The organism is Streptomyces sp. NPDC088707 (assembly GCF_044752725.1).
GTDB lineage: Bacteria > Actinomycetota > Actinomycetes > Streptomycetales > Streptomycetaceae > Streptomyces.
In genome coordinates this window covers 1-24856 of sequence record NZ_JBIVLV010000012.1, presented here as the reverse complement: position 1 = coordinate 24856, position 24856 = coordinate 1, and the positions used below count along the sequence as shown (strand labels likewise).

The following is a 24856-nucleotide window of genomic DNA, read 5'->3' as shown; positions in this document are numbered from 1 at the left end:
GACGTTACGGCAGCCCAGGCGGCCCGGTCTTGTACGTTCTTGCGCGCTGGTACGCCCCCGGCGGGACCCCGACGCTGCGGGTGAAATGCCGGTTGAGGTGCGACTGGTCGGTGAAGCCGACGGCCGCGGCCGCCTCCGCCGGCGGCGTCCCCGTGTCGAGCAGCTGCCTGGCCCGGCGTACGCGCGCGTCCGTCAGCCAGGTGTGCGGCGGCATCCCGTACGCGTCCCGGAAGGCCCGCAGGAGGGCGAAGGGGCTGGTGCCGAGGTCCGTGGCGAGCCGCTCCAGGGTCGGCGGCTCGATCATGCGGTCCTCCAGGAGGGCACGCGCGCGTGCGGCGTTCCGGGCGCCCGCCGAGCGGGGCGGGAGCGGGGTGACGATCCCGCCGTGGCTGCGCAGCATCCGGGCGGTGACCAGCCGGAGCAGGCTGTCGGCCGCGAGCGCGTTGCCCTCCTCGGCGGCCCGGTGGACGCCGACGACGAGCCGGGCGGCGTACGGGTCGTCCACGACGGGTGAGGTGAAGCCGACGGAGCCGCGCAGGGCGAGGGTGTCGGCGGCGATGGCCCGCACGATCTCCGCGTCGGGGTAGATCGTCCGGTAGGTCCAGCCCTCGGGCACGCCCGCGTGCCCGGTGTGCGGGGTGTCGGGGTTCACCAGGGCGATCTGTCCGGGGCCCGCGTGGACGAGGTCGTCGCGGTAGTGGAAGGCCTCGACGCCCTCGGTGATCGCGGCGAAGACGAAGGTCTCGTGGGTGTGCCGGGCGAAGGCCTTGTGGATGTAGTGGGCGTGCAGCAGGTCGACCCCTGGCAGCTCGGAGTACTGCCAGTACCGTGCCCGCTCCCCGCTCGCCATGTCTCCATTCTGCGGCAGGGCCGAGGGGCCCGCCGCCGTGCGTGCGGACATCCCGGCCCGGATATCCCCAGGTCCGGGCGGTTGTCAGTGCCGGGGTGCACGATGGAGGACATGGTCAGGTCCGCGCTCGACTCGTTCTCCCCCGCGACCCGCAGCTGGTTCACCGGGGCCTTCACCGCGCCCACGGCGGCGCAGGAGGGCGCCTGGACCGCCATCGGGGCGGGCTCCGACGTGCTCGTCGTCGCTCCGACCGGCTCGGGCAAGACCCTGGCCGCCTTCCTCGCCTCCCTGGACCGCCTCGCCTCCGCACCGCCGCCCGCCGAGCCGAAGAAGCGCTGCCGCGTGCTGTACGTGTCGCCGCTGAAGGCCCTCGCCGTGGACGTCGAGCGGAACCTGCGCTCGCCGCTGACCGGAATCCGGCAGGAGTCGGTGCGGCTCGGGCTTCCCGAGCCGGACATCCGGGTCGGCATCCGCTCCGGCGACACCCCGCCGGCCGAGCGCCGGTCGCTCGCGACCCGCCCGCCGGACATCCTGATCACCACGCCCGAGTCGCTGTTCCTGATGCTGACCTCCGCCGCCCGCGAGGCCCTCGCGGGCGTGGAGACGGTCATCCTGGACGAGGTCCACGCGGTCGCGGGCACCAAGCGGGGCGCGCACCTGGCCCTCTCCCTGGAGCGGCTCGACGAGCTGCTGCCCCGCCCCGCGCGCAGGATCGGCCTGTCGGCCACGGTCCGCCCGGTGGACGAGGTGGCCCGGTATCTGTCGCCGGGGCGCGCCGTGGAGATCGTGCAGCCGCCTTCGGGAAAGGAGTTCGACCTCTCGGTCGTCGTCCCCGTCGAGGACATGGGCGAGCTGGGGGGCTCGCCCGCCTCCGAGGGCAAGGACGGCGGCGACAAGCCGTCGATCTGGCCGCATGTCGAGGAGCGGATCGCCGACCTCGTCCAGGCCCACCGGTCCACGATCGTGTTCGCCAACTCCCGCCGGCTCGCCGAGCGCCTGTGCAACCGGCTCAACGAGATCGCGTACGAGCGGGCGACCGGCGAACCCCTCCCCGAGGGGGCTCCCCCGGCGGAGATCATGGCCCAGTCCGGCGCGGCCCAGGGCGCCCCGCCGCTGCTCGCCCGCGCCCACCACGGCTCGGTGTCGAAGGAGCAGCGGGCGCAGGTGGAGGAGGACCTGAAGGCGGGCCGGCTGCCCGCCGTGGTGGCCACCTCCAGCCTGGAGCTGGGCATCGACATGGGCGCGGTCGACCTGGTCGTGCAGGTCGAGTCGCCGCCCTCGGTGGCCTCCGGGCTCCAGCGCGTGGGCCGCGCCGGGCACCAGGTCGGCGCGGTGTCGACGGGCGTGGTCTTCCCCAAGTACCGGGGCGACCTCGTGCAGGCGGCCGTGGTCACCGAGCGGATGCGCACGGGCGCGATCGAGTCCATGCGGATCCCCGCCAACCCGCTGGACGTCCTGGCCCAGCAGCTGGTGGCCATCGTCGCGCTCGACACCTGGCAGGTGGACGACCTGCTCGCCCTGGTGCGCCGGGCGGCGCCGTTCGCCTCGCTGCCGGAATCGGCGTTCACGGGCGTGCTCGACATGCTCGCCGGCCGCTACCCGTCGGACGCCTTCGCCGAGCTGCGCCCGCGCGTGGTCTGGGACCGGGTCGCCGGCACGGTCACGGGACGGCCGGGCGCGCAGCGGCTCGCCGTCACCTCGGGCGGCACGATCCCCGACCGGGGCCTCTTCGGCGTGTTCCTCGTCGGCTCGGACCCCAAGAAGGGCGGGGGCAGGGTCGGCGAGCTCGACGAGGAGATGGTGTACGAGTCCCGGGTCGGCGATGTGTTCACCCTCGGCACCACCTCGTGGCGGATCCAGGACATCACCCGGGACCGGGTGCTCGTCACACCGGCGCCCGGGGTGCCGGGCAGGCTGCCGTTCTGGAAGGGCGACCAGCTGGGCCGGCCGCTCGAACTGGGCCGGGCGGTGGGCGCGTTCCTCCGCGAGGTCGGCGCCCTCTCGGACGAGGACGGGCGGCTGCGGCTGCTCGCCGCCGGCCTGGACGCCTGGGCCGCGGAGAACGTCCTGGCGTACCTCAAGGAGCAGCGCGAGGCCTGCGGCCACGTGCCCGACGACCGCACGATCCTGGTCGAGCGCTTCCGGGACGAGCTCGGTGACTGGCGGGTCGTCATCCACTCGCCGTTCGGCGCCCAGGTGCACGCCCCGTGGGCGCTGGCGCTCGGCGCGCGGCTCGCCGAGCGGTACGGCATGGACGCGCAGGTGATGCACGCGGACGACGGCATCGTGCTGCGCCTCCCGGACGCCGACCTGATGGGTCTGGACATGGGCCTGGACCTGCTCGACCACGAACCGGTCGACCCCGGACGGCACCTCGACACGACGTTCGACGCGGACAAGGCGCCCGTCGGCGCGGCCGACGCCCTCTTCGACAAGGGCGAGATCGGTCAGATCGTCACCGACCAGGTGGGCGGCTCCGCGCTGTTCGCGTCCCGGTTCCGCGAGTGCGCCGCGCGCGCCCTGCTGCTGCCCAAGCGCAACCCGGGCAAGCGCACCCCGCTCTGGCAGCAGCGCCAGCGCGCCGCGCAGCTCCTCCAGGTGGCGAGCGAGTTCGGCTCGTTCCCGATCGTCCTGGAGGCCGTCCGCGAGTGCCTCCAGGACGTCTTCGACCTACCCGGTCTGACGGAGCTGATGGGGGACATCGAGGCCCGCCGGGTCCGCCTGGTCGAGGTCACCACCGCCGAACCGTCGCCGTTCGCCCGCTCGCTGCTCTTCGGGTACGTGGCGCAGTTCCTGTACGAGGGCGACTCCCCGCTCGCCGAGCGGCGGGCGGCCGCGCTCTCCCTGGACTCCCGGCTGCTCGCCGAGCTGCTCGGTCAGGCGGAGCTGCGCGAGCTGCTCGACGCCGACGTCCTGACGGAGCTGGAGCGGGAGCTCCAGTGGCTGACGGACGACCGCCGCGTGAAGGACGGGGAGGGGGTCGCCGACCTGCTGCGGGTGCTGGGCCCGCTGACCGACGCCGAGCTGGCCGAGCGCGGCGCCGAGCCGGGCTGGGCACCCGAGCTCGCGGCGGCGCGCCGGGCGATCCGGGTGCGGATCGGGGGCCGGGAGCACTGGGCGGCCGTCGAGGACGCCGGCAGGCTGCGGGACGCTCTGGGAACGGCCCTGCCCGTCGGCGTACCGGAGGCCTTCACGGAGCCGGTGAAGGACCCGCTGGGCGACCTCCTCGCGCGGTACGCGCGGACGCACGGCCCGTTCACCTCCTCCCAGGCGGCCGCCCGCTTCGGTCTCGGCGCGGCCGTCACCGACGGCGCCCTCCAGCGGCTCGCCGCCTCGGGCCGCGTCGTCCAGGGCGAGTTCCACCCCTCCGGCATCGGCCAGGAATGGTGCGACGCCACCGTCCTGCGCCGGCTGCGCCGCCGCTCCCTCGCCGCCCTGCGTCACGAACTGGAGCCGGTGCCTCCGGCGGCGCTCGCCACCTTCCTGCCGCAGTGGCAGCACCTGGGGAGCAACAGTCTGCGCGGCATCGACGGCCTCGCGCGCGCGATCGAGCAGCTCCAGGGCGCGCCCGTGCCCGCCTCGGCCCTGGAGAAGCTGATCCTGCCGTCCCGGGTCCGCGACTACTCCCCGGCACTTCTCGACGAGCTGACGACCACGGGCGAGGTCGTCTGGGCGGGCGCCGGCGCGCTGCCCGGCAAGGACGGCTGGGTCTCGCTGTACCTGGCGGACGCTGCACCGCTGCTCCTCCCGCAGCCGCACCCCCTGGAGCTGTCCGCGCTGCACGAGTCGGTGCTCACGGCCCTCTCCGGCGGGTACGGACTGTTCTTCCGGCAGATCGCCGACCAGATCCGGGCCACCACCCACCCGGACGCCACCGACCCGCAGCTGGCGGACGCCCTCTGGGACCTGGCCTGGTCCGGCCGTCTGACCAACGACACGCTGGCCCCGCTGCGCGCGCTCCTCGGCTCGGGCCGTACGGCCGGCTCCACCGCCCACCGCGCGCGCCGGACGGTCCCGCGGGGCCGTTACGGGACGCTGACCGCGGCCGCCCGCACCGCGTCCCGCACCGGCCCGCCCACGGTCTCCGGCCGCTGGTCCCTGCTCCCCCCTCCGGAGCCGGAGCCGACCCACCGGGCGCACGCCCTCGCCCGCACCCTCCTCGACCGGCACGGCGTCGTCACCCGGGGCGCGGTGGCGGCCGAGGGCGTGGAGGGCGGATTCTCCGCCACGTACCGGATCCTTGCGGCCTTCGAGGACAGCGGGCAGGCCAGGCGCGGCTATGTCGTCGAAGGGCTCGGCGCGGCCCAGTTCGCGATGGACGGGGCGGTGGACCGCCTCCGGGCCGCGTCGACGGCCCGCGACCGCGGCGCGGAGGCCGCGGCGGGCCCGCGCGCGCTGGTCCTCGCGGCGGCCGACCCGGCGAACGCCTACGGGGCGGCCCTGTCCTGGCCCGAGCCCCCGACGGGCGCCGGCCACAAGCCGGGGCGCAAGGCGGGCGCCCTGGTGGTCCTGGTCGACGGCGAGCTCGCGCTCTACATGGAGCGCGGCGGCAAGACTCTGCTGTCCTGGCCGACGGACCCGGACGACCCGTCCCTCAAGGCCGCGGCGGAAGCCCTGGCGACCTCCGCGAAGGCGGGCACTCTGGGCACGGTCACGGTGGAACGCATCAACGGAGCGACGTCCCTGACGTCCCCCCTGGCAGGCCCCCTGGAGAAAGCCGGCTTCGTCGCCACCCCGAGAGGCCTCCGCCTCCGCGCCTAGGCGCGACCATCCCGGACGCCCACAAGACCCCGCCCACCCGGCATCATGGAACCGTGCCCGAAGGAGACACCGTCTGGCAGACCGCCCACCGCCTCCACACCGCCCTGGCAGGCCGGTCCCTGACCCGTGCGGACCTCCGGGTCCCCCGCTTCGCCACCGCCGACCTGACCGGCCGCACAGTCCTCGACGTCACCCCCCGCGGCAAGCACCTCCTCGCCCGCATCGAGGGCGGCCTCACTCTCCACTCCCACCTGCGGATGGACGGCTCCTGGCGCGTGTACGCCACCGGGGCGCGTCCGCACGGCGGCCCGGAGCACCAGATCCGCGCGATCCTCGGAAACGTCGACCGCACCGCGTACGGCTACCGTCTCCCGGTCCTGGAACTCATCCGCACCACGGACGAGCCGGACGTGGTGGGCCACCTGGGCCCGGACCTGCTGGGCCCCGACTGGGGCGCGACGGCCTCCGAGGAGGCGACCCGCCGGCTGACGGCGGACCCCACCCGCACCCTCGGCGAGGCCCTGCTCGACCAGCGGAACCTGGCCGGCATCGGCAACGTGTACAAGTCGGAGCTGGCCTTCCTGGCCGGTGTGACGCCATGGCTCCCGGTCGGCGACCTCGCCCCCGACGTCCCCGCCCGCCTGGTCGCGACCGCCCACCGCCTGCTGGACGCGAACAAGGACCGCCCCGACCGCCGTACGACGACCACACGCCGCCCGGGCACCCCGCTGCACGTCTACGGCCGCGCCGGACACCCCTGCCTCCGCTGCGGCACCCCGATCCGCAAGGCGGAACTCGGCGACCGGGTCACTTACTGGTGCCCCGGCTGCCAACGCGGCCCCGGGAACGAGCCGCGGCCCAATAATTGACGACCCGTCAGATCCAGTCGTACGGTCCGACCATGACGGACAAGGCGAACACGACGACCGCGACCACCGCGACCACCGCCCCCGCGACGACAAGCACGGCGGGCACGACGCGCACGCCGGACAGGTCACCCCTCCCGGCCTACGACCTCACCCACCGCACAGCCTTCGTCACCGGCGCAGCCGGCGGCATCGGCCGCGCCACCGCCGTCCTCCTCGCCCAGGCCGGAGCCACCGTGCACTGCGCGGACCTCGACGAGCCCGGCCTCAAGGAGACGGTCGCCCTCATCGCACGCGCGGGCGGCACCGCGCACGCGCACGCCCTGGACGTCACCGACCGCGCCGCCCTCGCCGCCGCCGTCCGCACGGCGGGCCCCCTCCACGTCATGGCCGCCGTCGCCGGGATCATGCACACGAGCTCGGTCCTGGAGACCCGCGACGAGGACCTGGACCGCGTCCTCGCCGTCAATTTCAAAGGCGTGCTCTACGCCTGCCAGGAGGCGGCCCGCTCGATGATCGCGGCCGGCGTCCCCGGCTCGATCGTCACGATGGCCTCGGGCGCGATGGACACCGCCAGCCCAGGACTGCTCTGCTACAGCGTCACCAAGGCGGCCGTCGTCCAGCTGACGAAGACACTGGCGACGGAGGCGGGCCGGCACGGCATACGGGTCAACGCGGTCGCCCCGGGCTGGATCCGCACCCCCATGACGGACCGGCACGAGCCGGCCGCCCAGGAGCAGGCGGAGGCGGCGATGATCCGTCATTCACCGCTGGGCCGGGTCGGGGAGGCCGAGGACATCGCGCACGCCGTCCTGCACCTCGCCTCCGACGCATCCTCGTTCACGACAGGCCAGATCCTGCGCCCCAACGGCGGCGTCGCGATGCCCTGGTGATCCGCCGGACGAGGACCCCCGGCCGTCCCGACGAGGCGGCCACGTGCACCGGCAACAGACTCAGCCCCCAGCCACCCGCCGCCACCGCGCCCTCGACCGTGCCGACCTCCCCCGGCACCAGGAGCAGGCGCAGCACCGCCCACCACCAGAGCCCCCCGGCCACCAGCCCGATCGCGACCAGCGCGAGCGTCGCCGGCGGCACCCGTCGCCGTACCATGGCCGCCTCCTGCCGTCGACGCTAGACCGGCAGGATCACCCTGCGGGAGGGCGCACCGGAGGCAAACCCGGCGCACACGGCCCAGTCCTGCGTTCCCCCCACCATGGCACGAGGCACCGGAACCCGGCATCTCAGACAATTCGCCCCCACGTCGCGGAGGCAAGAGAAAAGCCCCGGCCGGCGCCCTCAAAGGCACCGACCAGGGCTCGACCCCGTATCGCTTCGTACGGCGATGACTAGGCGGCGACGACGTCCACCGCTTCCGCGGGCGCCTTGATGGTCACCCGCTCGGTGGGCACACGGCCCACCGACGTCACCGACACCGAATTGAGCATCGGGCGTACCGGCGTCGGCACCGGTTCGCTCGCCGCTGCCGACTCGGCCAGTTCGGCCAGTGACAGCTCGTCGCTCACTTCACGCATGAGCTCGGACATCCGTACGTCCAGCGCGTCGCAGATCGCGGAGAGCAGCTCGGAGGAAGCCTCCTTCTGCCCCCGCTCCACCTCGGAGAGATAGCCGAGCGAGACTCGGGCGGACGAGGAGACTTCGCGCAGAGTACGGCCTTGGCGCTGGCGCTGCCGACGCAGCACGTCACCCAACAGGCGACGGAGCAGAATCATCGGTGGCTCCCTCCTCGGACCGCGTAGCCGCATCCTTCACGCCCCACCGTACCGCCTCGCGCTGCGGCCGTGCGGGGAGCGATGTCGTGTTCACTCAGGGCTGCAAACATCAATTCCCCCCGTTGTGTTCCGTATCCTGTGCCCGCGCATTTCCCGAGAGTTCCTCGTGGAGCAGTTCCAGCACGCTCCGCACACTCTCTCTACGGATGTCCGCGCGGTCGCCGTTCAACCTCAACGAGACCACTTTCCCGGCCCGGGCGCCTGTCGCGGCGGGTCCCGCCACCGCCACGTAGACGGTTCCGACCGGCTGTCCGTCCTGCGGATCGGGGCCGGCCACCCCGGTCGTCGAGATTCCCCAGTCGGCGCCGAGCCGGGCCCGTACACCGGCCGCCATCTGCAGTGCGACCTCGGGATCCACCGCTCCGCACTCGGCGAGCAGGCCCGCGTCGACGCCGAGCAGCTCCTGCTTGAGGTCCGTGGCGTAGGCCGTGACGGACCCCCGGAAGGAGACCGAGGCGCCGGGCACCCCGGTGAGCTCCGCGGCCACCAGCCCGCCCGTGAGCGACTCCGCCGCGGCGAGCGTGTGACCACGCTCCGCGAGCAGCGCCAGCACCCGGGCGGCCCCGGTCATCGGGCCGCCGCCTCCGGCCGCGCGGCGGCCCGCTCGGCGGCGAGCCCCCTGCGGCGCAGCACGACCGCCTGACGGACGTAGTCGAGACCGGTGACGACCGTCAGCACGACGGCCACCGCCATCACCCAGAAGCGCAGGGTGGCGAGCGGCCCGGTGAGCATCAGCACGTACATGCCGACCGCCGTGCCCTGGGCGAGCGTCTTCATCTTGCCGCCGCGGCTGGCCGGGATGACCCCGTGGCGGATCACCCAGAACCGCATGAGGGTGATCCCCAGTTCGCGGGCCAGGATGACGCCGGTCACCCACCAGGGCAGGTCCCCGAGCGAGGACAGCGAGACGAGTCCGGCCGCCATGATCGCCTTGTCGGCGATCGGGTCGGCGATCTTCCCGAAGTCCGTGACCAGGTTGTACGCACGGGCGAGGTGCCCGTCGAAGACGTCCGTGATCATGGCGACGGCGAACGCCGCCCAGGCCCACGCCCGCCATGCGGGGTCGTGACCGCCGTCCTGGAAGAGCAGCAGCACGAAGGCCGGCACGAGCACGAGCCGGATCATGGTCAGGATGTTGGCGATGTTCCACAGGCTGGCCTGGTTGACGGCCGCCGTGCCCAGCTTGCCGCGGGGCGCCGGCCTACCGGTCCCGCCCGTCGCGGATGCCGGGACTCCGGTCATCTGCCTGCCTCCTCGAAAAGACACTCGGCCACCAGGTCGACGCCCTCCGTGCCGACGACCTTCGCCACGACCATACGGCCCGGGGCCACGTCGGGGCTCGTGCCGCCGGCCGTGGTGAGGACCACCTGCCCGTCGGTCTCGGGCGCCTGGTGAGCGGCGCGGCCGATCACGCCGTCCTCGTCGTCCACGGACTCGACCAGTACTTCAAGGGTCTCTCCGATCCGCTCCTCCGCGCGCTGTGCGGTGAGCTCCTCGGCAAGCCGGGAGAGGTGCGCGAGGCGGGCGTCCACGACGTCCTGGTCGAGCTTGTGCTCGTACGTGGCGGCCTCGGTGCCGTCCTCGTCGGAGTAGCCGAAGACGCCGATGGCGTCGAGCCGGGCGTGGGTGACGAAGCGTTCCAGCTCGGCGAAGTCGGCCTCGGTCTCGCCGGGGAAGCCGACGATGAAGTTGGAGCGGGCACCGGCGGTCGGGGCCTTGGTCCGGATGGTCTCCAGGAGCTCGAGGAACCGGTCGGTGTCGCCGAAGCGGCGCATGGCCCGCAGCACGTCGGGGGCGCTGTGCTGGAAGGAAAGGTCGAAGTACGGCACGACCTTGTCGGTCGACGTGAGGACGTCGATCAGCCCGGGGCGCATCTCGGCGGGCTGGAGGTAGCTGACGCGGACGCGCTCGATGCCGTCGACCGCGGCGAGCTCGGGCAGCAGGCTCTCCAGGAGCCGGATGTCGCCGAGGTCCTTGCCGTACGAGGTGTTGTTCTCGGAGACCAGCATGACCTCCTTCACACCCTGCTCGGCGAGCCAGCGCGTCTCGTTCAGCACGTCCGAGGGACGGCGCGAGACGAAGGAGCCGCGGAAGGAGGGGATGGCGCAGAAGGAGCAGCGGCGGTCGCAGCCGGAGGCCAGCTTCACGGAGGCGACGGGGCTGCTGTCCAGACGCCGGCGGAGCGGCGCGCGCGGCCCGGAGGCGGGCGCGAGGCCGTCCGGCAGGTCGCTCGGCACGTCCTCGGGCGCGGAGGCGGGGGCGACGGCGGGAGCGTCCACGACGCCGTGGCCGGGGAGGGCGACCGCGGCGGCGGCCGCCTGGCGCTCCACCGGCGAGAGCGGCAGCAGCTTGCGCCGGTCACGCGGGGTGTGGGCCTCGACACTGCCACCGCTGAGGATGGTCTGGAGACGGTTGGAGATGTCGGAGTAGTCGTCGAAGCCCAGGACGCCGTCGGCCTCCGGGAGGGCCTCGGCGAGTTCCTTGCCGTACCGCTCGGCCATACAGCCGACGGCGACCACGGCCTGGGTGCGGCCGTGGTCCTTCAGATCATTGGCTTCGAGGAGGGCGTCGACGGAGTCCTTCTTGGCGGCCTCGACGAATCCACAGGTGTTGACGACGGCGACATCCGCGTCCTCGGCGTTCTCGACGAGCTCCCAGCCGTCCGCTGCCAAGCGGCCTGCGAGCTCCTCCGAGTCCACCTCGTTACGGGCGCAGCCAAGAGTGACAAGGGCGACGGTACGGCGTTCGGGCATGGGCTCAAGACTACTTCGTCCCGGCCGTTCCCCTGTCGCGCAGGGTTCACCTGCGCGACAGGGGTCACATCAGGGGCCCGGAGGGGCGGCTCAGCCGGCCTCGGGGTCGCCCTTGGTGTACGTCAGGCGCTCGACCTGGCCGGATTCGAACTTGTCGTCGATCTTCTTGCCGTTCACGTAGAGCTCGATCGCTCCGGCGTTGCCGAGGACCAGGTCGATGCGCTCGTCGTCCTGGAAGGTCTTGGACTCGCCGTCGAGGAGCAGCCCGTCGAAGAGGAGCTTGCCGTCGGCGGCCTTGGCCGAGATCCAGCTCTTGCCGTCGGTGGCGGTCATCTTCACCGTCACCTTGTCCTGCGGGACCGCGGCGATCGCGCTCTCGGTGGGCTTCGGCGGCGTGGGCTTGACCGGCTTCGGCTTCCCGGCGGACGTGGCCTTCTCCGGCGCGGGCGCCGGGCCGCCGTCCGCGGCGGTGGTGCCCTGGGGCGCCTCGTTGCCGTTGAACATCGTGAAGCCGACGAAACCGACGACGGCGACGATGGCCGCGACCATCGCGGCGGTCCAGTTGGGCCGGCGCGGCTCGGGGCGGATGCGTTCCGCCTCGAACAGCGGGGCGGCGGGGGTGGGCGCGGGGCGACCGCCGTGCTCGGCGTCGTACTGCTCGATCAGCGGGGCCGGATCGAGGCCGACGGCACGCGCGAGCGTGCGGATGTGGCCGCGGGCGTAGACGTCGCCGCCGCAGCGGGAGAAGTCGTCCTCCTCGATCGCCTGCACGATCGGAATCCGGACACGGGTGGAGGCACTGACCTCTTCGACGGTGAGACCGGCGGCGATGCGGGTCTGCTGGAGAGCGCGACCGATCGAGTCCCGGTCGTCTGCCGGGAAGATCCGGTCGTCTTCGGGGGAGTTGCCGATGGACACGAGAGCGCCTTTCGAGCGTGTAGCCACCTGCTGGACGTTCAGTCTATGGGTGGTACGAAAGGGTGGGGCAACCGGGCGGGTGCTGTTTGTACGCCATGAGGCTGGGACATCCTTCTGTCCCTCCGCTCAACTTGACGTACGGCCAGGGGAAACGGTTGCCCTCCATTCCCTTACGAGTGAGTCTCGGCCCGGTCTCGATCGCGTACCCGCTCCCCGCCCGCGTACTCCGGCCGGGCCCCGCCCTGCTCCGTTCGGGCCCATGCGCTGCTCCGTTCGGGCGCTGCGCTCCGGCCTACTCCCCCGACTGCCCGCGGATGACGTCCAGTACCGCGTCCAACTCGTCGGGCTTGACCAGCACGTCGCGCGCCTTGGAGCCCTCGCTCGGCCCGACGATGTTCCGCGACTCCATGAGGTCCATCAGCCGCCCGGCCTTCGCGAAGCCGACGCGCAGCTTCCGCTGGAGCATCGACGTGGAGCCGAACTGCGTGGAGACGACCAGTTCGGCGGCCTGGCACAGCAGATCGAGGTCATCGCCGATGTCCTCGTCGATCTCCTTCTTCTGCCGGGTCCCGACGGTGACGTCCTCCCGGAAGACCGGGGTCATCTGGTCCTTGCAGTGCTGCACGACGGCCGCGACCTCGTGCTCGGTGACGAAGGCGCCCTGCATGCGGACGGGCTTGTTGGCACCCATCGGCAGGAACAGTCCGTCACCCTTTCCGATGAGCTTCTCCGCGCCCGGCTGGTCGAGGATGACCCGGCTGTCGGCGAGCGAGGAGGTCGCGAAGGCGAGCCGGGAGGGCACGTTGGCCTTGATGAGGCCGGTGACCACGTCGACGGACGGCCGCTGGGTGGCGAGGACGAGGTGGATGCCGGCGGCGCGCGCGAGCTGCGTGATGCGGACGATCGAGTCCTCGACGTCCCGGGGCGCCACCATCATCAGGTCGGCGAGCTCGTCGACGATGACGAGCAGGTACGGGTACGGGTTGAGCTCCCGCTCGCTGCCCTCGGGCAGCTTGATCTTGCCGTCCCGGATCGCCTGGTTGAAGTCGTCGATGTGCCGGTAGCCGAAGGCCGCCAGGTCGTCGTACCGGAGGTCCATCTCCTTCACCACCCACTGGAGGGCCTCGGCGGCCCGCTTGGGGTTGGTGATGATCGGGGTGATGAGGTGCGGGATGCCCTCGTAGGCGGTGAGCTCGACCCGCTTGGGGTCGACGAGGACCATCCGGACGTCCTCGGGGGTCGCCCTTATCATGATCGAAGTGATCAGGCAGTTGATGCAGGAGGACTTTCCGGAGCCAGTGGCACCGGCGACCAGGACGTGCGGCATCTTCGCCAGGTTGGCCATCTCGTAGCCGCCCTCGACGTTCTTGCCGAGCGCCACCAGCATCGGGTGGTCGTCCTCCGCCGCGGCGGCGAGCCGCAGGACGTCGCCGAGGTTGACCATCTCCCGGTCGCTGTTGGGGATCTCGATGCCGACCGCGGACTTGCCGGGGATCGGCGAGATGATCCGCACGTCCGGGGAGGCCACGGCGTACGCGATGTTCTTGGTCAGGGCCGTGATCTTCTCGACCTTCACGGCGGGCCCGAGCTCGACCTCGTACCGCGTGACCGTCGGTCCCCGGGTGAAGCCGGTGACGGCGGCGTCGACCTTGAACTCGGTGAAGACGTTGGAGAGCGAGTCCACGACGGCGTCGTTGGCGGCGCTGCGCGTCTTGCCGGGCCCGCCCCGCTCCAGGAGGTCGAGCGACGGCAGCGAGTACGTGATGTCGCCGGACAGCTGGAGCTGTTCGGCCCGGGGCGGCAGATCGGTCGGCTCGGGCGCCGGCTTGGTCAGATCCGGTACGCCTCCGCCGGGCCGCTGGTCCCCGCCACGGGCCGGCGGTACGGGAGCGGCCGGAGCCGCCGTCTCCGCGGCCTCGGCCGCTGCCTTCGCGGCGGCGTCCACGGCGGCCTTGCGGTCGGCGGTGACGTCCCTGGTGAGGTCGGCGACGATCGGGGAGGGCGGCATGCCGTTGAGCACCGCGCCGTCGAGCGCCGCGGCCGCGGCCGCCGCGACGTCCACCGGGTCGAGCCCGTGGTCGAAGGCGGGCTCCGGGGAGGGGCGGCGGGCCGGCCGGCTGCGCCGGTCGAGCATCTCGGCCTCGGCCCGCTCCACGTCGTAGGGATCCGCCGGGCCGCGGCGCCGCGCGGGCCGGGTGCGGGGCTGCGGCCGGGCCTCCCGCCACTCCTCGTCGTACTCGTCGTAATCCCCCGAGGGGCTTCCGCGGCCCTCGGGGTGGTCCTCCGCGGGGTCGTAGGCGGGCTCGACGATGCCGAGCCTGGCGCCGAGGGCGCGCAGCCGCTGCGGGATCGCGTTGACCGGGGTGGCGGTGACGACGAGCAGTCCGAAGAGCGTGAGCAGGACCAGCATGGGGACGGCGAGGACCTCGCCCATCATGAAGACGAGCGGCTGGGACGCGGCCCAGCCGACGAGGCCGCCGGCGTCCTGCATGGCCTCGCTGCCGTCGCCGCGGCCGGGTGAGCCGCAGGCGATGTGGACCTGGCCGAGGATGCCGATGACGAGGGCGGAGAGGCCGATGCTGATCCGGCCGTTGGCCTCGGGCCTCTCCGGGAAGAGGATGAGGCGTACGCCGATCGCGCCGAGCAGCAGCGGAACGAGCAGGTCGAGCCGGCCGAAGGAACCGGTGACCAGCATCTCGACGAGGTCGCCGACGGGGCCGCGGAGGTTGGACCAGGTGCCCGCGGCGACGATCAGGGCGAGGCCGAGCAGCAGCAGCGCGAGCCCGTCCTTGCGGTGGGCCGGGTCGAGGCCCTTGGCACCGCGCCCTATCCCCCGGAACATCGCCCCCACGGCGTGCGCCAGGCCCAGCCAGGCGCCGCGTGCGAGCCGGTAGACGCCCCCGGTGGGGGACGGAGCGGGCCGGGGGGCCGCCCTCTTCGCAGCGGTCTTCCGCGCGGGCGCCCGCTTGGCGGGCGCGGCCTTCTTGGCCGCCGCCTTCTTCGCGGGCGGTTTGGCGGGGGACTTCGCGGGTGCCGCTTTCTTCGCGGCGCCCGTCGTACGGCCGGCGCGCGGCTTTGCGGTGCCCGCCGTGCCCTGGGAACCCTTGCCGGACGTACGTGAAGCCATGATGCCGAGGTTACCGGTGTGAAGACCTGCTGTCCGCCTCACCCGTTCGTGTCGCTCCCGCGGTGGCCCGAAGCTGACGCCGACTCACGCGGGACGTCGGGCACCCGACACCTTGGTGACGGTGCGTCAGCTCTGGGCCGGCAGCGTCGGCGCGGCTCCGGTGCCCGGCTCCAGCGCGTCCAGGGCGCGGCGCAACCCGGTGAGCTTGCGCTCTAGATGCGCGGCCGTGGCGACGGCCGCCGCGTCGGCGGAGTCGTCGTCGAGCTGCTTGGACAGCGCCTCCGCCTGCTCCTCGACGGCCGCGAGACGGGCCGACAGCTCGGCGAGCAGCCCCGCGGCCTCCTTGCCGTGACCGCCCTCGCCGCCGCCCTCCAACTGGAGCCGCAGCAGCGCGGCCTGCTCGCGCAGCTTGCAGTTCTTCATGTACAGCTCGACGAAGACCGAGACCTTGGCGCGCAGCACCCACGGGTCGAACGGCTTCGAGATGTAGTCGACCGCCCCGGCGGCGTACCCACGGAACGTGTGGTGGGGGCCGTGGTTGATGGCGGTGAGGAAGATGATCGGGATGTCCCGGGTCCGCTCCCGCCGCTTGATGTGCGCGGCGGTCTCGAAGCCGTCCATACCCGGCATCTGGACGTCGAGCAGGATGACCGCGAAGTCGTCCGTCAACAGCGCCTTGAGCGCTTCCTCCCCGGACGATGCCCGCACCAGCGTCTGATCGAGCGCGGAGAGAATGGCCTCCAGCGCCAGCAGATTCTCCGGCCGGTCATCGACCAGGAGGATCTTGGCCTTCTGCACCATGCCCCGTCCTCCTCGCCCCGGCAACGTCTCTCCCCGGCTCCCCGAACCGGGGGAAGCACCGGGCGCCGCCCCAGAAGACGACTCCCTGACGCCGTCCGTCCTTGTGCCGGTCATCGTAGCCGCACCCCGCCCGTCGCCACACCCTGTCACCGCGATGTCACTGTGCACGTACCTGAAACGCGGTGGGAGACCAGAAGGTTCCCCGTATCCGGGCGTCTCACACCCCCTGGCGACAGCCCGTCGCCGAAGGCCGGAAGCCGGGCCGCGCCCGGCGCCGGACCCGTGGCGCGAAGGGGCTCCCCCGCACCACGGGCCCCGCCCGGAGTCACTTCCCCCGCATCCACTGCTCCATCACGGACAGCAGGTGATCGGGGTCGACCGGCTTGGTCACATAGTCCGAGGCACCGGACTCGATCGCCTTCTCCCGGTCGCCCTTCATCGCCTTCGCCGTCAGCGCGATGATCGGCAGCCCCGCGAACTGCGGCATGCGCCGGATCGCGGTCGTCGTCGCGTATCCGTCCATCTCCGGCATCATGATGTCCATCAGGACGATCGTCACATCGTCGTGCTGCTCCAGGACTTCGATGCCCTCCCGCCCGTTCTCGGCGTACAGCACCGCGAGTCCGTGCTGCTCGAGGACGCTGGTCAGTGCGAAGACGTTGCGGATGTCGTCGTCGACGATGAGCACCTTCTCGCCGGAGAAGCCGAAGGTACGGCGCGGCTCGGCCTCCACCTCCTGCTCCGACCGGTCCGCGGCGATCTGCTGCCCGGACTGCCCCGGCACTGCCGTCCGCGCCCCGGTCGCCTCCGCGGCCGCCTTCCGCCGGTGCCGGAACAGCGCACCGGCCCCGGACCGCGCCTCCGTCCGCACGGGCGGCGGCGGGAAGTGCGGGAACGGGTGGACGGCCCCGGCAGCCCCCTCCTCGGCGCCCTGCTGCGGGTCGTCGGCCGCCCCCTGCCCCAGGCCGGCCGGCAGCTCAGTCGGGCTCAGCGGCAGATAGAGCGTGAACGTCGAACCACGGCCCGGCTCGCTCGCCGCGAAGATCTCGCCGCCGAGCAGCCGCGCGATCTCCCGGCTGATCGAGAGCCCCAGACCCGTACCGCCGTACTTCCGGCTGGTCGTGCCGTCGGCCTGCTTGAACGCCTCGAAGATGACCCGCATCTTGCTCGCGGCGATCCCGATCCCGGTGTCCGTGACCGAGAAGGCGATCAGGTCGGCCTCCGGATCACGCAGCGAACCGGCCTCCAGGAGCTGCTCGCGGATCGACTGCGGCACATCGGTCCCGGCCGGCCGGATCACCAGCTCCACCGCCCCCGTGTCGGTGAACTTCACCGCGTTGGAGAGGAGGTTGCGGAGCACCTGGAGCAGCCGCTGCTCGTCGGTGTGGAGGGTGGCCGGCAGCTCGGGCGAGACACGCACCGAGAAGTCGAGGCCCTTCTCCGCCGTGAGCGGCCGGAAGGTCGCCTCCACGTAGTCGACCAGCTGGACGAGCGCGATCCGGGTCGGCGAGACGTCCATCTTGCCCGCCTCGACCTTCGACAGGTCGAGGATGTCGTTGATCAGCTGGAGCAGGTCCGAGCCGGCGCCGTGGATGGTCTCCGCGAACTCGACCTGCTTCGGCGTCAGATTGGTCTCGGCGTTGTCCGCGAGCAACTTGGCAAGGATCAGCAGCGAGTTGAGCGGGGTGCGCAGCTCGTGCGACATGTTCGCCAGGAACTCGGACTTGTAGCGCATGGAGACGGCGAGCTGCTCGGCCCGCTCCTCCAGGACCTGCCTGGCCTCCTCGATCTCGGTGTTCTTCACCTCGATGTCGCGGTTCTGCCGGGCGAGCAGCTCGGCCTTCTCCTCCAGTTCGGCGTTGGAACCCTGGAGTTCCTTCTGCCGGTGCTCCAGCTCCGCCGAACGCTCCTTGAGCTGCTCGGTGAGCTCCTGCGACTGCTGGAGCAGCACCTCCGTCTTGGTGTTGACGCTGATCGTGTTGACCGTGGTGGCGATCAGCTCGGCGAGCTGGTTGAGGAAGTCCCGCTGGATCTGCGTGAACGGCTGGAAGGAGGCCAGCTCGATCACCCCGAGGACCTTGCCCTCGAAGAGCACCGGAAGCACGATCACATGCGCCGGAGCGGCCTCCCCGAGCCCGGAGGAGATCTTCAGATAGCCGGGCGGAACGTTGACCTGGATGGTCCGCTTCTCCTCGGCCGCCGTCCCGATGAGTGTCTCGCCGGGCCGGAAGGAGGTCGGCATGGACCCGGCGGAGTAGCCGTAACTCCCGCGCATCCGCAGCTCGTACGAGCCCTCTCCCTCACCGCCGAGTTCGGCGTCGCTGTGGGCGGAGCCGGTCGGCATCGCCACGAAGAAGGCACCGTGCTGGGCCGAGACCACCGGCGTCAGCTCGCTCATGATGAGCGAGGCCACGTCGTCCAGGTCCCGCCGGCCCTGCATGAGGCCGGAGATACGGGCCAGGTTGCCCTTCAGCCAGTCCTGCTCCTCGTTGGCGAGGGTGGTGTCACGCAGGTTGGCGATCATGGTGTTGATGTTCTCCTGGAGGGCCTGGATCTCGCCCGCCGCGTCGACACCGTCGATCTTCAGGTTCAGATCGCCCCTGGTCACCGCCGTGGCGACGGCGGCGATCGCCCGCACCTGCCGGGTCAGGTTCCCGGCCATCTCGTTCACGGACTCCGTCAGGTCCCGCCAGGTGCCGTCCACGTCACGCACCCGGGCCTGACCGCCCAGCTGCCCGTCCGTACCCACCTCGCGGGCCACCCGTGTGACCTCCTCGGCGAAGTTCGACAGCTGGTCGACCATCGTGTTGATGGTGCTCTTCAGCTCCTGGATCTCGCCGCGCGCGTCGATGTCGATCTTCTTGGTGAGATCGCCCTTGGCGATGGCCGTGGTGACGGCCGCGATCTGACGCACCTGACCGGTCAGGTTGGAGGCCATCGAGTTCACCGACTCGGTCAGGTCCTTCCAGGTGCCCGAGACCCCCGGCACCCGGGCCTGGCCGCCCAGCTCGCCCTCCGTACCCACCTCACGGGCCACCCGCGTGACCTCGTCGGCGAACGACGACAGGGTCGTCACCATGGTGTTGACGGTGTCGGCGAGCTCGGCGACCTCGCCGCGCGCCTCGACCGTCACCTTCTTCGTCAGATCGCCGTTCGCGACGGCCGCCGAGACCCGCGAGATGTTCCGCACCTGACTCGTCAGGTTGTTGGCCATCAGGTTGACGTTGTCGCTCAGGTCCTTCCAGGTACCGGTGACGCCCCGGACCCGCGCCTGACCGCCGAGGATGCCCTCCGTACCCACCTCGCGGGCCACCCGCGTGACCTCGTCCGCGAAGTTCGACAGCTGGTCGACCATCGTGTTGACGGTCGTCACCAGCTCCAGGATCTCGCCCCGGGCGTCGACGGTGATCTTCTTCGACAGGTCGCCCTTGGCGACCGCCGTCGTGACCTCGGCGATGTTCCGCACCTGGATGGTGAGGTTGTTCGCCATGAAGTTCACGGACTGGGTGAGGTCCTTCCAGGTGCCGGAGACCCCCTGCACCTCGGCCTGGCCGCCCAGGATGCCCTCGGTGCCCACCTCGCGGGCCACCCGCGTCACCTGCTCGGCGAAGTTCGACAGCTGGTCCACCATCGTGTTGAGGGTGTTCTTCAGCTCCAGGATCTCGCCGCGCGCGTCCACGTCGATCTTCTGCGACAGGTCACCACGCGCCACCGCCGTGGCGACCTGCGCGATGTTGCGGACCTGAGTCGTCAGGTTCCCGGCCATGCCGTTCACCGAATCCGTCAGGTCGCGCCACACGCCTGCCACACCCGGCACCTGCGCCTGCCCGCCGAGGCGCCCGTCGGTGCCCACCTCACGGGCCACCCGGGTCACCTGCTCGGCGAACGCGGAGAGCTGGTCGACCATCGTGTTGATGGTGTTCTTCAGCTCAAGGATCTCACCGCGCGCGTCCACGTCGATCTTCTGCGACAGGTCACCACGCGCCACCGCCGTCGTCACCTGCGCGATCTGCCGCACCTGAGACGTCAGGTTCCCGGCCATGAAGTTCACCGAGTCGGTGAGCTCACGCCAGCGCCCCGACACGCCGTCCACCCGCGCCTGACCGCCCAGCCGGCCCTCGGTGCCCACGTCCCGCGCCATCCGCGTCACCTGGTCCGCGAACGACGACAGCTGCGACACCATCGTGTTGACGGTGTTCTTCAGCTCCAGCATCTCGCCGGCCACATCCACGGTGACCTTCTGCGACAGGTCGCCGTTCGCCACCGCCGTCGTCACCTGCGCGATGTCACGCACCTGACCGGTCAGGTTCCGGAAGGCCGTGTTCACCGAGTCGGTGAGGTCCTTCCACGTGCCCGCCGCGCCCTTCACCTCGGCCTGGCCGCCGAGCAGACCCTCGACACCGACCTCCCGGGCCACCCGGGTCACCTCGGAACCGAAGGCCGACAGCTGGTCCACCATCGTGTTGACGGTGTTCTTCAGCTCCAGCATCTCGCCGGCCACATCCACGGTGACCTTCTGCGACAGGTCGCCGTTCGCCACCGCCGTCGTCACCTGCGCGATGTCACGCACCTGCGTGGTGATGTTCCGGAAGACGGTGTTGACCGAGTCCGTGAGGTCCTTCCACGTACCCGCCGCCCCCGGTACCTGGGCCTGCCCACCGAGCAGACCCTCGGCGCCGACCTCGCCCGACACCCGGGTCACCTCGTCGGCGAAGATCCGCAGGGTCTTCGTCATCTGGTTGATGGTGTCCGCCAGCTGCGCGATCTCACCGCGCGCGGACACCCGCACCTTCTGCGACAGGTCACCGTTGGCGACCGCCGTCGTGACCTCGGCGATGCCCCGCACCTGGTTGGTCAGGTTGCCCGCCATCGTGTTGACGGAGTCCGTGAGGTCCTTCCACACACCGGCGACCCCGGCCACCTCGGCCTGACCGCCGAGCTCGCCCTCCGTACCCACCTCACGGGCGACCCGGGTCACCTCGGAGGAGAACGACGACAGCTGGTCCACCATCCGGTTGACCGTGTTCTTCAGCTCCAGCATCTCGCCGGCCACGTTCGCCGTGACCTTCTGCGACAGATCACCGTCCGCGACCGCCGTCGTCACCAGCGCGATGTCCCGCACCTGGGCCGTCAGCCGGTTCGCCATCGTGTTGACCGAGTCCGTGAGGTCCTTCCACGAACCGGACACCCCACGCACCTGCGCCTGACCGCCCAGCTTGCCGTCCGTACCCACCTCGACGGCGACCCTCGTCACCTCGGAGGCGAACACCGACAGCTGGTCGACGAGGTTGTTCGCGGTACGGGCGACCTTCAGGAACTCCCCGCGCAGCGGCCTGACCGCCCCGTCGGCACCCTCCGAACGCAGGTCCATCCGCTGGTCGAGATCACCTTCGGCCACCGCCGAGAGCACCCGTCCCACCTCGGACACCGGCCGCGCCAGATCGTCGACGAGCGCGTTCGCCGCCTCGATCGCCGCCGCCCACGCCCCCTCACCGGCCCCCGCCTCCAGACGCTCGGACAGCTTGCCCTCGCGGCCCACCACCCGGCGGACCCGCGAAAGCTCTCCCGTCACATGCATCTGCCGGTCCGCGACCTCGTTGAACACGGCGGAGATCTCCGCCATGACCCCGTCGCCGGACACCGTGAGCCGCCTGCGGAGGTTGCCGTCCCGCATGGACACCAGTGCGGCCAGCAGCCGCTCCAGCGCCGCCGCGTCGACCTGCACCGTCCCCCCACGGGAACGCCCGCCCCTCGCGCGCGTACCGCTGCCTCCGCCGCGCCGCGCCGCCGTGCCAGGTTCCACCGTGTCCCTCCCGAAAGGGGTCGACCGTACCGCTCCGGCTTTCGCCGGTAGCCTGCCCAGTGTTTCACCGCCACCGAACCAGGCGATAACAGTTCGGCAGCTTCGCACAGCGTCCCTACCCCCTGGGGACGGATTCAGCGATGACCGGCATCCGCTCGGACAGTGAAGGTAAGTAACCTGGCTTCCGACTGTCCAACCGCCCCGGTCCGCCCGGCAGGGGCGGTGTGGTGCGCATTCGACCACCGGGCAGCGGGAGGGACAGACCGAGCATGGCAGAGCCGGGCGTCGAGACGCGTACGAGGAGTTCTGTGATCACCGCGCGGGCGACTGCCAGCTTCGAGCCCGTCGGGCGGTCCGTCGCGGCCGCCCGCGCCTTCGTCCGGGACACCCTCCAGGGCTGGGGACACCCCGAACTCGTCGACGACGCCGTCGTCCTCACCAGCGAGCTCGTCACCAACGCCGTCATCCACGCCGGCACCTCGGCCGAAGTCCTCTGCCTCCGCTCCGACGACAGCATCCGCGTCGAGGTCGCCGACCGCTACCCCGAGCGCGAGATCCCCGTCCAGGGCGGCCGCACCCTCGGCAGCCCCGACCGTGAGAACGGCCGCGGCCTGCTGCTCTGCGCCGCACTCGCCCACCGCTGGGGCGTCGACTACACCCCCACCCGCAAGCACGTCTGGTTCCACCTCGACCTCGCCCAGCGCCCGGTCGGCACCCGCTCCGCGGGCCCCGTCCTCCCCGACGCGCTCCTCCCGGTCACCGACAGCCGCGTCCGCGTCGCCGTCGTCCAGATCGACCGCGGCGGAGCCATCTCCGCCTGGAACGAGGACGCAGAGGAACTCTTCGGTTACGCCTCCGAACAGGTCACCGGCAAACCCCTGGGCGACCTCGCGGCCTGGCCCCACACCCCCGGCATCGGCACCGGCCTCGCCGAGGCGCTCCGCCTCTCCCGCTGGGAGGGCAGCTACGGCGTCCGCTGCGCCGACGGCCGCGTCATCCCCGTCTACGCCGCCCACCTCCGCGTCCGCGACGCCCAGGGCGAGCCCTCCACCGTCTGCCTCCTGGTGCGCGAGCACGAGCGGGCGATCCTCCAGACCCCGCAGCGCCCCGCCTCCGAGCCGGGCTCCGAGAACCGCGCCGCGGACCCCTTCGAGGTCTTCATCGGCTCCCCGGCCCCCGACGACCTCGACGGCCTGCTCCAGCGCACGGTCGAACGCGCCCGCGACATGCTCGACGGCGACGCCGCCTTCCTGCTCCTCGCCACCGACGACGAGACGGAACTGGAGGTACGGGCGACCACCGGCCTCCCGGCCGCCCGCCAGCGCTTCGCCCGCGTCCCCGTCGAGACCGGCGCCAGCCGCTACGGCTCCGCCCGCATGCCCGCCGTGCACGAGGACCTGGCCGCCGTCCCCGGCGCCGTCCCCCTCCTCGAAGGCACCGGCATGCGCTCGGTGGTCACCGTCCCCCTCAAGGTCGAGGGCCGGCTCACCGGCTCGCTCGGCGTGGCCGCCGAGTCCGCGAACCGCTACTCCAACGAAGAGGCCCTCCGCCTCCAGTTCGCCGCCGACCGCATCGCCCTGGCCGTCGAATCCGCCCGCCTCGGCGAGCTGGAACGCCTCCGCCGCGGCTCTCTCAGCTTCCTGGTCGAGGCCTCCGACCTGCTCGCGGGCACGCTCGACCGCGACCAGACCCTGGCCCTGATGGCCCAGATGACGGTCCCGACCCTCGCCACCTGGTGCGCGGTCTACACGATCGCCGACCAGTCCTCCGACCCGTACCTCTCGTACGTGCTCCACGAGGACGAGGACCGCATCGACGGCCTCAAGGAACTGCTCTCCTCCATCTCCCCGCCCGACCCGGTGCCGACCCCCGGCGCCCGTGTCTGGACCGCACCGGGCGACGCCGCCCACCGCGCGGCCCTCAGCGCCTCGGTCCGCGCCCTCGACCACCCCACGAGCCCGCTCTCCTCCGGCATCGACACCACCCTGGCCACCGCGAGCGCGGTCGCCGGAGAGACGGTCGTCCTGCCGCTGGTCGCCCGGAACCGGGTCATCGGCATGCTGACACTGGGCCGGCCCTCGGAGGACCACTTCCGCCAGGAGATCCTGGAGCTCGCCGAGGACCTCTCACGCCGGGCCGCCCTGGCCCTGGACAACGCACGGCTGTACTCGGAGCGCGTGGCGATCAGCCAGTCCCTCCAGCGCAGCCTCCTCCCGCCCGGCCTCCCCCACATCCCGGGTGTCGAGGTCGACGTCATCTACCGCGCGGCCGGCGAGGGCAACGAGGTCGGAGGCGACTTCTACGACCTCTTCCCGATCCGCGACGGCGCCTACGGCTTCGCCATCGGCGACGTCTGCGGTACGGGCCCCGAGGCGGCCGCCGTCACCGGCCTGGCCCGCCACGCGCTGCGCCTGCTGGCCCGCGAGGGCTTCGGCGGCCCGGCCGTCCTGGAACGACTGAACGCGGCGATCCTCGACGAGGGCGCCCGCAGCCGCTTCCTCACCCTCCTGTACGGCGAGATGCGCCCCCAGGAGGACGGCTCCGCGATCCTCAAGGTCGTGTGCGCCGGCCATCCGCTCCCCCTGCGCCTCCGCCCGGACGGCACGGTGACCTCCGCGGCCGAGCCCCAGCCCCTCCTGGGCGTGATGGAAGACCTCGAACTGTACGAGGAGACCATCACGCTCGACCCGGGCGACGTCCTCCTCTGCGTCACGGACGGCGTGACGGAACGCCGCGAGGGCACCCGCATGCTGGGCGACGACGGCCTCGCCGAAGTCCTCAAGACGTGTACGGGCCTGACGGCCGGCGCGGTCGCCTCCCGAGTGCTGCGGGCGGTGGAACGCTTCGCCCAGGCCCCTGCCTCGGACGACATGGCCATCCTGGCCATGCGCCTCCGCGAACCGGACGACCGCTGACGATGCCGGCGATCCCCCTGCGGGGATCGCCGACCGTCCGTCCATCCGTCCCCGGAAACGCAAGAAGGCCCCCGCCATAAGGCGGGGGCCTTCTTGCTCTGAGCCCTTTAACGGAATCGAACCGTTGACCTTCTCCTTACCATGGAGACGCTCTACCGACTGAGCTAAAAGGGCGGGTGTTCGGCGGCGTCCTACTCTCCCACAGGGTCCCCCCTGCAGTACCATCGGCGCTGAAAGGCTTAGCTTCCGGGTTCGGAATGTAACCGGGCGTT

At 72.0% G+C, this 24856-nt stretch carries 14 protein-coding genes, 1 tRNA gene and 1 rRNA gene; 4 read left to right on the top strand and 12 right to left on the bottom strand.

The window, feature by feature from the left end; genetic code table 11:
- Window positions 1-4 precede the first annotated feature (4 nt).
- A complete protein-coding gene (locus tag ACIP84_RS30900; RefSeq protein WP_355959772.1) occupies window positions 5-850 on the bottom strand; it encodes an AraC family transcriptional regulator in 846 nt (281 codons plus the stop codon).
- Between the two features lie 111 nt (window positions 851-961).
- Between ACIP84_RS30900 and ACIP84_RS30895 the strand changes: the two genes are divergently transcribed.
- From ACIP84_RS30895 to ACIP84_RS30885, 3 genes are read left to right on the top strand one after another with little or no spacing between them, the layout of a single operon-like run.
- Complete coding sequence (locus ACIP84_RS30895; protein ID WP_401802274.1) at window positions 962-5611, top strand: DEAD/DEAH box helicase; 4650 nt, start codon at window positions 962-964, stop codon at window positions 5609-5611.
- A 53-nt stretch (window positions 5612-5664) separates the two neighbouring features.
- Complete coding sequence (locus ACIP84_RS30890) at window positions 5665-6480, top strand: DNA-formamidopyrimidine glycosylase family protein (RefSeq protein WP_401802271.1); 816 nt, start codon at window positions 5665-5667, stop codon at window positions 6478-6480.
- The gene (locus ACIP84_RS30885; protein ID WP_401802270.1) at window positions 6477-7370 is read left to right on the top strand and encodes an SDR family NAD(P)-dependent oxidoreductase; all 894 of its coding nucleotides are present in this window, start codon (window positions 6477-6479) and stop codon (window positions 7368-7370) included. Before ACIP84_RS30890 ends, ACIP84_RS30885 begins: the two co-directional genes overlap by 4 nt.
- Here ACIP84_RS30885 and ACIP84_RS30880 read toward each other — a convergent pair.
- The 9 genes from ACIP84_RS30880 to ACIP84_RS30840 all read right to left on the bottom strand — a co-directional run bounded on the left by ACIP84_RS30880 (window position 7318) and on the right by ACIP84_RS30840 (window position 21669).
- Window positions 7318-7587, bottom strand: coding sequence for a hypothetical protein (locus ACIP84_RS30880; protein WP_401802267.1), 270 nt, complete (start codon window positions 7585-7587; stop codon window positions 7318-7320). The genes ACIP84_RS30885 and ACIP84_RS30880 overlap by 53 nt on opposite strands.
- A gap of 236 nt (window positions 7588-7823) precedes the next feature.
- On the bottom strand, window positions 7824-8207 hold the full coding sequence (locus ACIP84_RS30875) for a helix-turn-helix domain-containing protein (protein ID WP_030326330.1): 384 nt from the start codon (window positions 8205-8207) through the stop codon (window positions 7824-7826).
- 109 nt (window positions 8208-8316) lie between these two features.
- Entirely contained in the window at window positions 8317-8838 is a 522-nt protein-coding gene (locus ACIP84_RS30870) for a CinA family protein (protein WP_355959745.1), read from the bottom strand.
- Window positions 8835-9509: a CDP-diacylglycerol--glycerol-3-phosphate 3-phosphatidyltransferase gene (gene pgsA, locus ACIP84_RS30865; RefSeq protein WP_355959747.1), complete on the bottom strand. Its 675-nt coding sequence runs from the start codon at window positions 9507-9509 to the stop codon at window positions 8835-8837. The genes ACIP84_RS30870 and pgsA overlap by 4 nt, the downstream gene beginning before the upstream one ends.
- Window positions 9506-11020, bottom strand: a complete 1515-nt coding sequence (rimO, locus tag ACIP84_RS30860) for a 30S ribosomal protein S12 methylthiotransferase RimO (RefSeq protein ID WP_401802264.1) — start codon at window positions 11018-11020, stop codon at window positions 9506-9508. Before rimO ends, pgsA begins: the two co-directional genes overlap by 4 nt.
- 90 nt (window positions 11021-11110) lie before the next feature.
- The gene (locus ACIP84_RS30855; protein WP_355959750.1) at window positions 11111-11938 is read right to left on the bottom strand and encodes a helix-turn-helix domain-containing protein; all 828 of its coding nucleotides are present in this window, start codon (window positions 11936-11938) and stop codon (window positions 11111-11113) included.
- Window positions 11939-12230: 292 nt separating this feature from the next.
- Window positions 12231-15065 carry a DNA translocase FtsK gene (locus ACIP84_RS30850; protein ID WP_401802261.1) on the bottom strand — a complete coding sequence of 945 codons (2835 nt, stop codon included), beginning with the start codon at window positions 15063-15065 and terminating at the stop codon, window positions 12231-12233.
- A 126-nt stretch (window positions 15066-15191) separates the two neighbouring features.
- Entirely contained in the window at window positions 15192-15866 is a 675-nt protein-coding gene (locus tag ACIP84_RS30845; protein ID WP_015036579.1) for a two-component system response regulator, read from the bottom strand.
- A gap of 325 nt (window positions 15867-16191) precedes the next feature.
- Window positions 16192-21669 (bottom strand): HAMP domain-containing protein, encoded by a 5478-nt coding sequence (locus ACIP84_RS30840; protein ID WP_355959753.1) that lies wholly within the window; start codon window positions 21667-21669, stop codon window positions 16192-16194.
- A 269-nt stretch (window positions 21670-21938) separates the two neighbouring features.
- Here ACIP84_RS30840 and ACIP84_RS30835 point away from each other — a divergent pair, with 269 nt between their 5' ends.
- Window positions 21939-24584, top strand: a complete 2646-nt coding sequence (locus ACIP84_RS30835) for a SpoIIE family protein phosphatase (protein ID WP_355959756.1) — start codon at window positions 21939-21941, stop codon at window positions 24582-24584.
- Between the two features lie 101 nt (window positions 24585-24685).
- On the opposite strand, the gene ACIP84_RS30830 is transcribed toward ACIP84_RS30835, so the two are convergent.
- Window positions 24686-24758: transfer RNA gene (locus ACIP84_RS30830), tRNA-Thr, on the bottom strand.
- A gap of 4 nt (window positions 24759-24762) precedes the next feature.
- Window positions 24763-24856, bottom strand: a 5S ribosomal RNA gene (gene rrf / locus ACIP84_RS30825); the annotation flags it as partial.

Coding starts and splice junctions, on each gene's coding strand:
- pgsA (WP_355959747.1), bottom strand. CDS start 9,509: ATGACCGGAGTCCCGGCATCCGCGACGGGCGGGACCGGTAGGCCGGCG.
- ACIP84_RS30900 (WP_355959772.1), bottom strand. CDS start 850: ATGGCGAGCGGGGAGCGGGCACGGTACTGGCAGTACTCCGAGCTGCCA.
- ACIP84_RS30875 (WP_030326330.1), bottom strand. CDS start 8,207: ATGATTCTGCTCCGTCGCCTGTTGGGTGACGTGCTGCGTCGGCAGCGC.
- ACIP84_RS30850 (WP_401802261.1), bottom strand. CDS start 15,065: ATGGCTTCACGTACGTCCGGCAAGGGTTCCCAGGGCACGGCGGGCACC.
- ACIP84_RS30880 (WP_401802267.1), bottom strand. CDS start 7,587: ATGGTACGGCGACGGGTGCCGCCGGCGACGCTCGCGCTGGTCGCGATC.
- ACIP84_RS30845 (WP_015036579.1), bottom strand. CDS start 15,866: ATGGTGCAGAAGGCCAAGATCCTCCTGGTCGATGACCGGCCGGAGAAT.
- rimO (WP_401802264.1), bottom strand. CDS start 11,020: ATGCCCGAACGCCGTACCGTCGCCCTTGTCACTCTTGGCTGCGCCCGT.
- ACIP84_RS30835 (WP_355959756.1), top strand. CDS start 21,939: ATGGCAGAGCCGGGCGTCGAGACGCGTACGAGGAGTTCTGTGATCACC.
- ACIP84_RS30895 (WP_401802274.1), top strand. CDS start 962: ATGGTCAGGTCCGCGCTCGACTCGTTCTCCCCCGCGACCCGCAGCTGG.
- ACIP84_RS30870 (WP_355959745.1), bottom strand. CDS start 8,838: ATGACCGGGGCCGCCCGGGTGCTGGCGCTGCTCGCGGAGCGTGGTCAC.